General features: G+C 61.0%; 6 protein-coding genes and 1 pseudogene. 2 read left to right on the top strand and 5 right to left on the bottom strand.

Annotated elements, in window-relative coordinates:
• Positions 1-25 precede the first annotated feature (25 nt).
• Positions 26-364 carry a DUF502 domain-containing protein gene (locus HYZ49_08270; protein MBI3242271.1) on the top strand — a complete coding sequence of 113 codons (339 nt, stop codon included), beginning with the start codon at positions 26-28 and terminating at the stop codon, positions 362-364.
• 764 nt (positions 365-1128) lie between these two features.
• On the opposite strand, the pseudogene HYZ49_08265 reads toward HYZ49_08270, so the two are convergent.
• From HYZ49_08265 to HYZ49_08245, 5 genes and pseudogenes are all read right to left on the bottom strand, one after another.
• Positions 1129-1398, bottom strand: a pseudogene (locus HYZ49_08265) (FAD-binding oxidoreductase).
• On the bottom strand, positions 1302-1541 hold the full coding sequence (locus tag HYZ49_08260) for a hypothetical protein (GenBank protein MBI3242270.1): 240 nt from the start codon (positions 1539-1541) through the stop codon (positions 1302-1304). Before HYZ49_08260 ends, HYZ49_08265 begins: the two are co-directional and overlap by 97 nt.
• A 50-nt stretch (positions 1542-1591) precedes the next feature.
• Positions 1592-1789 carry a hypothetical protein gene (locus HYZ49_08255; GenBank protein ID MBI3242269.1) on the bottom strand — a complete coding sequence of 66 codons (198 nt, stop codon included), beginning with the start codon at positions 1787-1789 and terminating at the stop codon, positions 1592-1594.
• 63 nt (positions 1790-1852) lie between these two features.
• Entirely contained in the window at positions 1853-3190 is a 1338-nt protein-coding gene (gene hflX, locus HYZ49_08250) for a GTPase HflX (protein ID MBI3242268.1), read from the bottom strand.
• A 34-nt stretch (positions 3191-3224) separates the two neighbouring features.
• Positions 3225-4814 (bottom strand): mucoidy inhibitor MuiA family protein, encoded by a 1590-nt coding sequence (locus HYZ49_08245; protein ID MBI3242267.1) that lies wholly within the window; start codon positions 4812-4814, stop codon positions 3225-3227.
• A gap of 245 nt (positions 4815-5059) precedes the next feature.
• On the opposite strand from HYZ49_08245, the gene HYZ49_08240 reads away from it, so the two are divergent.
• Positions 5060-6818: hypothetical protein (locus HYZ49_08240; protein MBI3242266.1), on the top strand; the 1759-nt coding region annotated here is incomplete at its 3' end.

Here is a 6818-nt window from a genome sequence, read left to right as displayed (position 1 = left end):
CCAAGGTCAACAAGATCACCGTCGACTGACAACCCTCACTTGCCGAGGTAGCTCGCGAAGAACGCGCGGGCGCGCGCCTCGGCGTCGGGTGCGGCGGAGGGATCGTAGCCTGCTGCCGCCTGAGTACCGGACGGAGGCGTGGCTGGGCGTTCACATTCCAGGTCTGGGTGTGTTGCTGACCCTGCTGATCGTGTTCATCACCGGCGTGTTCGGCGCGAACATCATCGGCGCGCGCCTGGTGAACTTCTGGCACGAAGTCCTGCATCGCATTCCGGCCTCGGCGATGCGCTTCATGCGCTCGATCTCGGTTTGTTGTTTGAGGCTGATGAGGGGCCGGATGTGCAAACATCCGGCTGAGGCGTGAGCATAGTAGCCCGACGACACGCCCTCTTCGGCGAAGATGCGTTCCACCTCGCGGACGTATTCGCCCAGGCACTCCACCGGCACAGCCACATCTTCCATGAAGGCTAGCGGCTTGGCCTCGCCGCGCACCGACATGAGCAGGCCTAGCCCCACTTTACGTACGCCCCACACCCGGCCCTGCTCCTCAACCGTGATGGCGCGAACAATGGTGGGCGCGAGTTTGCGCGCTTCGAGGGCTTCCACTTTGGCAATGAGTTCAGAATCGGTCTCGCCGTAGAACTCGACGATGAGGACGGCGGCGGGATGGCCCTGCACCCAGGTGAGCAAACGCGCATAAGACGGAACTTCACGCGTGAGATCAATCATCATCTTGTCAATCAACTCGATGGCCGAGGGTTTGGACTCGAGGATGGCCGGGGTCGCGTCGGCGGCGGCGGCGATGGAGTCGAAGTGCAGGATGCACAGGGCCGTCTTCTTCGGGCGCGGCACGAGGTTGAGTTTGACGCGGGTGAGCACGGCCAGCGTGCCTTCACTGCCGGCCAAAAGTTTGGCCAGGTTGGCGGAACTCGAAGATGGATAAGGTCGATCATCGGGCCAGCCGTGAGGTTTGGCGGCGACGTGAGGCACGAGATAGTTGAGCGAGTAACCCGACGAGCGCCGCCACGTTTTGGGATAGCGATTGCGAATCGTCTCGCGGTTTCGGGCGACGACGGCGGACACGGCAGAGGAAAGGTTGGGCGGCGAAGACGTTTCCCCAAAGGAGGCGGCTGAACCGTCAGCCAGAATCACATCGGCGGAAATTAAATGATCGGCGGTCATTCCGTACAACACCGAGTGGGCGCCGGTGGAGTTGTTGGATACCATGCCGCCGAGGGTGGCCCGGTTCGACGAGGCCGGGTCGGTGCCGACCATGAGGCCATATTGTTTGGCCGCGTTGCTCAGCGCGTCGCACACCACGCCCGGCTCGCAGAGCGCCCACTGCTCTTCGGAGTTAATTTCAAGAATGCGGTTGAGGTGTTTGGAGAGGTCGAGGATGAGGGCCTGGCCGACGGGCCGACGCCGATTGGCTCGATTTGATAACTGCTGGCGTCGGTTGAATAAAGTATGCGCGAGTAAGGATCAAAGCGCAGATCGCCGGAGAAATGGCGGGAGAGTTCGAGTTCGAAATCGGACGACATGAGTCATTTCAACAACCAATAACCGATAACCAGTTATCAGTTATTGGTTATTAGCCGAGCGCGGCGGAGAGCAGAATGCCCAGCAGGCCGATGATGACGCCAAGATGCAACAAGAGGTTGGTGCGGGCCAGCCACTCGAGGCCGGGGATGACTTGCAGAATCAGGTTGGCGATCACCAGCAGAATGGCAATGATGACCGGCAGGCCACGCCGCTTGGAAAGAAATTCGGAGAGGCGGTCGAGGAACATGGCAATGAAGATCAGAGAATTAGAGAATTAGAGATTGTCCTAAATCTCCAATTCTCCAATCCCCTAATTCTCTGATCTCTTTCTTTTGGCTTTTATAAGATAAGGTGTGAACCGGGCGGCGAGGCGGGACGGGATGCGGCCTTTGATGTGGACGGCTTTCTCTTCGTGCTCGATCTTTTCGATCACGCCATGCTCGTGAAAAATGGAAATGAGCTGGCCGTCTTTGTAAGGCACTCGAACATCGAGCGGGGCGAGCGTCTCGTGCAGGGCTTGCTGGACGTGTTCCAGCAGCGCGCCCAACCCCAGCCGTTTGGCCGCCGAGATGCCGACCGTGTTCGGGTAAGCGGCCAGCGGGTTGTCGTGCGAATCAAAATCCGGCAGGCGATCAATTTTGTTGAGGGCGGTGACCACCGGGATGTCGTGCACTTCCAGTTCTTCGAGCGTCCGGCGCACGGCCTCGGCCTGTTCGGAGGCGTTGGGGTGGGTGATGTCCACCACGTGCAGAAGAAGGTCGGCCTCGTCAATTTCCTCCAGCGTGGCTCGGAAGGCGGCCACGAGCGTGGTGGGCAGTTTCTGGATGAAGCCGACGGTGTCGGTGAAGAGGGCGGCCCGCCCTCCGGGCAGTTCCACGCGGCGGGTGGTCGGGTCGAGGGTGGCGAAGAGTTGGTCGGCGATGTACACCTCGGCGTTAGACAGCGCCTTGAGCAGGGTAGACTTGCCGGCGTTGGTGTAGCCGACGATGGCGACGACCGGCACGGCGCTCCGCTTGCGCTGGGCGCGATAGCGCCCGCGATGGGCGCGAACTTTTTCCAACTCCTTTTTCAAGTAGCTGATCTTGCGCGAGATTTCGCGGCGGTCTACCTCAAGCTGAGTTTCGCCGGGGCCGCGCAAGCCCACGCCGCCTGTGCCGCCCCGCCCGGCCGCGCCGCCGGCCTGCCGGGCCAAATGCGTCCACTGCCGGGTGAGGCGCGGCAAACGGTATTCGTACTGGGCAAGTTCCACTTGCAAAGCGCCTTCGCGAGTGTGAGCGTGCTGGGCAAAGATGTCGAGGATGAGGGCGGTGCGATCCAGCACTTTGACTTTCTCGCCCAGGATGCCTTCGAGTTCGCGCTGGTGGCGCGGCGACAACTCATCGTCGAAGATCACGGTGTCGGCCAGAGTCTCTTCGACGAAGTCTTTGAGTTCGATCACTTTGCCGGAGCCGATAAAGGTGTTGGGATCGGGCTTGTCAATCTTCTGGTAGAGGTCGCCGACGACTTCCATGCCGGCAGTGTCGGCCAGCAGGGCCAGTTCGGCCAGCGAGTCTTCGACGCCAAACAGATCGTCGCTGTCGCGCAGTTGCACGCCGACGAGGAAGGCGCGCTCGGAGGGAGGTTGAGTGGGTTGGGAGGGTTTGGGCATGAAGGAGATTAGAGAGAATTAGAGAATTGGAGAATTAGGGCAGGCCGATGACTTCCATCGCTCGCGGATATTCAACGGTGAAATCGAAGCGGAGGGTTTGCTTGGCTGATTTGTCGAGGGTCAGCTTCCACTCAAGCTGGTTGAGGTCGGTGTGTTTGGTCGGCTTCGGTTCAGCCGACTCGAGTTTGACCTTGATCTGCTCGTCGCGCGGCACGGGCAGTTGATCACGCACCAGGATCGTTTGCGGCGCGTCGCGCAGGTTTTCAAGTTTGATAGTGTAAGCGAATCGGATGCGGCGGCGGTCGCCGATGAAGGTCTTGTCCACGTCGCGCTGGGCCAGCTCGCGCTCCACTCGCAGCCGTTCGTCCGCGCCGAGCGCCAGCTCAAACTCCTGGCCGGGCGCGCAGAAGTCCAGCCGGGTCGCGCCCAGATAATCGTCGCCCTCGAACAGTTGGGCCGGGCCGGGCAGGAGCGTGTACTGGCTCTCGTTTTTGATCGTGGCTCGCCGGTAACAGACCTGCTCCTGCTTGGGCGCGGTGACGTAATCAATGGCCGGCTTGAGGGGGAAGGTTGCCACCGTCACCTTACGCGGGTCGTTGTTGCCGGGGATGTCGGCCCGGCCACTGAGTCGGTACGTCAGGCTGGGGCCAGAGTCGGAGATGGCCGCCGAGTCGGCGGTCAGTTCGTGAGACTCGGGTTCGGCGACGGCGGCCAGCGTTTGCATTTGTTCGGCGGCTTGCGGCGCAAACGAGGCCGGAGCAGCAGCGGCAACCATCGAACGGGCGACCATCTTGGGCCGGGGCGGCGGCAGTGGCCGGACGTACCAGGGATCGAGTTCGGGGATGACGAGGGCCAGCGCCGGTTGGGCGGTCGAGAGAGTCAGGGCCACGTTCGTCCAGTCCTCGCCGGTGTTCTGGGCCACTTGCGCCAGGCAGGTCACGTTGAGGCTCGAGTCGGCGTAACGCAGATCGTAAAGCGGCGTCCAACTTGCGCCGGTGACGACGTAGGTAAGTTCGAGATCGAGATCGCCTGCCGTCAACACCTCAAGTTCAACTGTCGCCGTGTAGCGTTGCCGGGGCCGGGCGGCTTGCGTGTTCTTGAGTTGGCGGCGCAGTTGATCGAGTTCTTTGGCGCGCTCGCGTCGCTCGCGCCCGATCTTCAAAATTTCTGCTTGCAGGGTTTGGGCGCGGGCGGTGATGAAATCGAACAGAGCACCCTGCTCCTCGGTTGAGCGGTTTCGCAAAGCCAGGCCGCGAGCGTACATCTCACTTTGAGCCGCCAGCCCGTCGAGCGACTTTCCTTCTTTCTCCAGCACTCCGGCGCGGGCGATCAGATCGTTGTCGGCGTCCTCAGTGGCCTGAATCTTCGCTTCCAGTTCGCGGACGATTTCAGCCGGCGTCTCCAGATATTGCTCCAGGTGGGTGCTCACGCCGAGCAGTTTGGCTTTGGCCGCGCCACTGCCGCTGGCGCGCACCGAGTCTGTCACCAGAGCCAGCGGCAGGTCGGCCACGGCCACGCGCTGGAGGCCGGTCGTTAAACTGAGGCGGCCCGACCGGGCCACGCGGGCGCGGTCGGGGAAGACGACGACGCTGGTGATTAGTAATTCGTTATTGGTTGTTGGCATGGGAGGATTATACTCCGCTTGAGAGGAGATGCTAGTGAGAACACGGATGGGTGGAATTTAACGGATCGATCCGTTAAATTCCACCCATCCGTTGTTATCTCTCGCTTGCCTTCCTCTCGTTTTGGTCTACACTTTGAGACAACGGGTTTGAAGAATGGCGCGGATGCTGATCCGTCCAATTCGCCGGATCCGTTGTCTCAAACACAGGCGGGCTTGTACTGCCGCCGCAACCGTAAGGGGATGCCATGCCCAATCTGACCGACCTGTGGCCCAACATTGCTCTCTACTGCGTCCTGCCGTGCGGCGTTATCATCGCGGGCAGTATTCTGCTCTTTCTCCTGTTCAAGTTTTACAACTTCAAACTGCCCGGCGGTTTGGAATTTACTCGACGCGACCCGCGCAAACCCGACGACAAGACAACCGAGTCGCCGCCCCCTGCGCCCGCAGAAACTAAACCGCCCGCCGCAACGCCGCCTGCAAGTGGAACGACCTTCGACATCTCTGGCGACAGGCCACAAATCAACACCGGCGAAGGCGGGCGCAACATTCAGACCGACACCTACGTCGAGAAGCTCGAGCAGGTTTTACCGCCCGCTCCGGAAGAACCGCCAGAACCCCTGCTCGGCTCTATCCCGCCGCTGAACGCAGAAGTGTACATTCAGCGCGGCATCGAGGCGAATGTCTTTGCCGCGCTGAAGGGCAACGGCGTGGCTGCCATTGTGGGCCTGCACGCGCCCGGCGGCGTGGGCAAAAGTGAACTGGCCAAGCGCGCCCTGCAAGAATTGCGCTCGAATTTCGAGAATGTGTTATGGATTGACGTGAGCGACAAGACCGCCCCATTGCTGGTGCCGGAGATGATTAGCAGGTGCGGGCAAAGGCCGCCGGAGGCATACCCGGCGCAGGTGCAGGCCTTGCAAGCCATCTTCTCCAGCCATCGCTATCTGGTGGTGCTGGACGATTTGCGGGCTGCGGCCAAAGAGCAACTGAAAGATTTTCTACCCCCTGCCCCGCCTTGTGCCGTGCTTATCACCAGCCGCATCCAACAGCCCTCCCATCTCATCCCGTTGAAAAATACTTTTGAGTTGGACCGGATGACCCCCGTCCAGGCGCGTGAACTGTTTGCCGCCGCGCTGGGCGAAAAGATGGTGGTCGCTGAAGAAAAAGTGTTTGAGGCCATCGCTGAACGGTGCCGCTATAACGCGCTGGCGCTGGAGATTGCGGCCCGCCGCACTCGCCAGATGCAAGGTGTAACAACGCCCGCCGCAAACTACTTGGGCAAACTGGAAGCGCACGGCCTGCCCGAGATGCGCATGGGAGACGACCCGCGCCTGGACTTGACCGCCGTTTTCGACGCCAGTTACAAGGACTTGGCCCCTGAAGACCAAAAGCGTTTTCGGGCGCTGGCCGCCTTTCACCCGACCGGCTTCAGCCCGGAGGCCGCCGCCCACGTTTGGCAAGACACCGCCACAGCCGGGCAAGCCTTGCGCCGTTTGCTAAACCTGTCGCTGGTGAAAGTGGTGCCGGGCGAGGCGGAACGCTACCGCCTGCACGATTTGTTGGATGAGTATGCCGCCGACAAATTGCGAGAGGCTGGCGAAACTGGGGCGGCTCACACTGCGATGGCTGAATGGCTGATTAAGCTGTTTGACGATCACTTCGCTGATGATGTCACCACGGCCCCGGAGGTGAGCCTTGAACTCAACAACCTGTTGCGAGCGCTTGATGAAGCCGAATCTCAAAAGAACGGTAATCAAATGGCCGACCTTCTACGCGCCGGACGCAATTGGTTGATGTTGTTGTTATTTGACCGGTGGGAGCTAAAAGCGCACGCCGCCCTTCGTGTTGGCGTTTCAGATACGAGGTTGCAAGCCAACGTGCTTCAGGCCATCGGCGACGTGCAACAGTTCCGTAAAGAAACGGACGCGGCCCTGGTCAGTTACGAAGAAGCCTTGCGCTTGTTCCGGGCGGTCGGGGCCAAACTCGGCGAAGCCAACGTGCGGAAGG

This window comes from Chloroflexota bacterium, from assembly GCA_016197225.1.
Classification (GTDB): Bacteria; Chloroflexota; Anaerolineae; order Anaerolineales; family VGOW01; genus VGOW01.
Note: the sequence above shows the minus strand (reverse complement) of the source record. Positions and strands in the feature narration are given on the sequence as shown.